3 protein-coding genes are annotated in these 3,145 nt (G+C 55.1%); all 3 read left to right on the forward strand.

Translation table 11 applies throughout. From position 1 onward, the window contains the following. Nucleotides 1–1,680: ASKHA domain-containing protein (locus VEI96_04010; GenBank protein ID HXX57141.1), on the forward strand; the 1,680-nt coding region annotated here is incomplete at its 5' end. A 147-nt stretch (nt 1,681–1,827) separates the two neighbouring features. Then, on the forward strand, nt 1,828–2,784 hold the full coding sequence (locus tag VEI96_04015; protein ID HXX57142.1) for an ABC transporter substrate-binding protein: 957 nt from the start codon (nt 1,828–1,830) through the stop codon (nt 2,782–2,784). A 12-nt stretch (nt 2,785–2,796) separates the two neighbouring features. Then, nucleotides 2,797–3,145, forward strand: a 349-nt coding sequence (locus tag VEI96_04020) for a hypothetical protein (protein HXX57143.1), incomplete at its 3' end; no start/stop codon positions are given.

Genomic DNA, 3,145 nt, shown 5'->3' on the forward strand with positions numbered 1-3,145 from the left:
TTCGTCCCTGAGCGCTCACGGGCGGGCAAACAGGTCGTTCGCAAAGCGGCCAGGGAACTTACGATAGCCCTCGATCCGGCGGTAAAGAAATATACGCTCAGCTTTACCCGGCCCACGCTCCATGACATGACGACCGGCGACTACGAGCGGGTCATCAAGGCGCTGGAGGATGACTATGGCCTCAAGGGCGTTACCTTCGATTTCCTTGCCCTGAGAACCCTCCAAGACGCACTGAGAGAAGGCAATTGGACGGCGACGTTCACGGTCTGGATGGGCAGGGAGATCATAAAGGTCGAGCCCGGTCATGTCGATGTCTGCTACGGGCTCGCCGTCGACATAGGGACAACGACGTGCGTCGGATATCTCTGTGATCTCAGCACCGGCAAGGTAATCAATACCGAGTCGATGATGAATCCCCAGGTGCCGTACGGCGAAGACGTCATGTCACGGATAACCTATGCAATGACGAACCCGACGGGTCTCGAAACGATGCAGAACGCCATCATAGCCGGACTGAACGAGATCATCGAGAAGGTCGTTATCGAAATCAAGAAGGACGGTCCCCACCCGGGATATGAAATAGACGACCTCACCATCGTCTTCAATACGGCGATGCATCATATCTTCCTCGGATTGAATCCGGTCTACATCGGACGCTCGCCCTTCATCCCTGCGGTTCAACGCTCCCTGAACATCAAGGCGAGGGACCTCGCTCTCAAGATAAATCCCGCAGGCTATATCCATGTGCTGCCGATAGAAGCCGGTTTCGTCGGAGCGGACAACGTGGGTGTTCTCATAGCCCAGGAACAGTATTTCCAGGATGAGATGGTGCTCGTCATCGATATTGGGACGAACGGTGAACTTCTCCTTGGAAACAAAGATAGGGTCTGCTCCACTTCCTGCGCGACGGGACCCGCCTTTGAAGGAGCACAGATAAAGTTCGGCATGAGGGCTGCGCCGGGGGCAATCGAAAAGGTGAAGATCGATCCGGTGACTAGGGAACCCCAGTATAAGGTCATCGGAAAGGCTGACTGGCACACCCACATAGAAGGCAAGATCAACGCCAAGGGCATCTGCGGTTCCGGAATCATTGATGTCATTGCCGAAATGTTCAAGGCAGGCATCATCGACAAGACCGGCAAGTTCGTGATGAACCTCGGGACCAACAGGGTGAGGCCGGACGTGGACGGGAAACCCGAGTACGTTCTCGCTTGGGCTGAGGAGACATCGATCAATACCGATGTCACGGTGACTCAGGGAGATGTCCGTGCGCTCCAGCTCGCGAAGGGTGCCCTTTATACCGGAGCGAAACTCATGATGCAGAAGATGGGCGTGACGAAGCTCGACCGGGTCGAACTCGCCGGAGCCTTCGGCAGCCACATAGACAGGGAGGCCTCACTGACCCTCGGCATGTTCCCTGACGTTCCCATCGACAAGGTCATTGTCGTAGGGAATGCAGCAGGTGACGGTGCGAGAATGGCACTCCTTAACAAGGACAAACGGCGCGAGGCCGACGAACGCGCACGCTGGGTGCAGTTCGTCGAGATAGCGACGGAACCGACTTTTGAGAAGGAGTTCATGCAGGCGATGCATATCCCGCACATGAAGGACAAATATACGAATCTCAAGGCGATGCTCGAGGAACAGAAGGCCCCGATAGCGCCGAGCATAAAAGGGTAGTTTTTTGTTTCATTTCCCCCTGCCCCCTCCTTTCGGGGAGGGGGCTCTCTTTTGGGGTTTTCCTGTCAAGGCTGGCAGCGTTGAGACAGAAGATCGAGGGGAGGATGAAGAGTCTGCCCTCACTTCTGAATAGGAGCAGAAGGTCTAATGAAAACTGTCATTGCATTAGCAGCTGCTATTGTCGTTCTGATCACCGCCGCGCTCTCACCGGCCGCTCCAAAAAAGGTGCGTCTCGGTTATCTGCGCAATGACCTACATCACCTCGCCGCATGGGTCGCTATCGAAAAGGGGTTCTTCCGGGATGAGGGGGTTGCTGTCGAAGTTGCCGGCATCTTCAATGCCGGCCCTGAAGAGATGAGCGCCTTTGCCTCAAAGAGCATCGATATCGGCTATCTCGGTGTTGCTCCGAGCGCCACGGGGTCTGCGAACAAATCGGCGCAGATCAAGGCTGTTTCCCTCGCAAATGCCGAAGGTTCCGCCGTTGTAGTACGGAAAGACTCGCCGATCAGGGAAGTGAGGGACCTCGCGGGCAAGACGGTTGCGATCCCCGGCTACTCGAGCGTCCAGGATTTCTTATTGAGAAGGGCGCTCGAAAATGCCGGTGTCGATCCCGCGAAGCTACATATCGTTGCGATAAAACCTCCGGAGATGATCGCCGCGCTTGACACAAGGCAGATAGATGCCTTCATCGCCTGGGAGCCCCATCCGTCGAAAGCGGTGACCATGGGCATCGGAAGGGTGCTCATTGCATCGTCTCTCATATGGAAAGATCATCCCTGCTGCGTCGTTGTCGTCGAAGAGACATTCAGCAGGGAACATCCGGGAACGGTCACATCGTTTGTGAAGGCCCATAAGAGAGCGACTGAGTATATCAAAAAATATCCCGATGAGGCGATCCGCATCGGCATGAAATATACCGGGATGGACAGAGAAACGGTTCGCCTAGCCTTCAGGAATATCGAGTACGATTACCACATCAAGGAGGCCGACGTAAAGGAATACGCCCGTTATCTCCTCAGGTTCGGATACGTAAAACCGATGAATACCGATACCTTTACTCATGAATACCTGGATATGACGAGAATCGGAGAAGCGGCGAAGTGACCTGATCGACCGATGCGACACAAAGCGAGCGAAGGAAAAACAGTGAACCCGGTGCGGAGATTATCACGGTACCTTCCCCTCTTTCTTGTTCTTGTCATCTGGCAGGTACTCTCGACATACGGAGTCATCCCGGAAAACAGATTACCTTCCCCTTTACTCATTCTCCGCGGCATCAAGGAACTTCTTACGGACGGTCTTCCTCCGGGTTATCACCTCGCCGGACACTGCCTCGGTAGTCTGAAGCGGGTATTAAGCGGGGTGGCTGCGGCGGTATTGACAGCCCTTCCCCTCGGCATCGCCATGGGATACTCGGGAAAGGTAAGGGATTTCCTCACCCCCTTTGTCGAGATCGTGAGGCCCA

The sequence above is a fragment of the Thermodesulfovibrionales bacterium genome, assembly GCA_035622735.1.
Classification (GTDB): domain Bacteria; phylum Nitrospirota; class Thermodesulfovibrionia; order Thermodesulfovibrionales; family UBA9159; genus DASPUT01.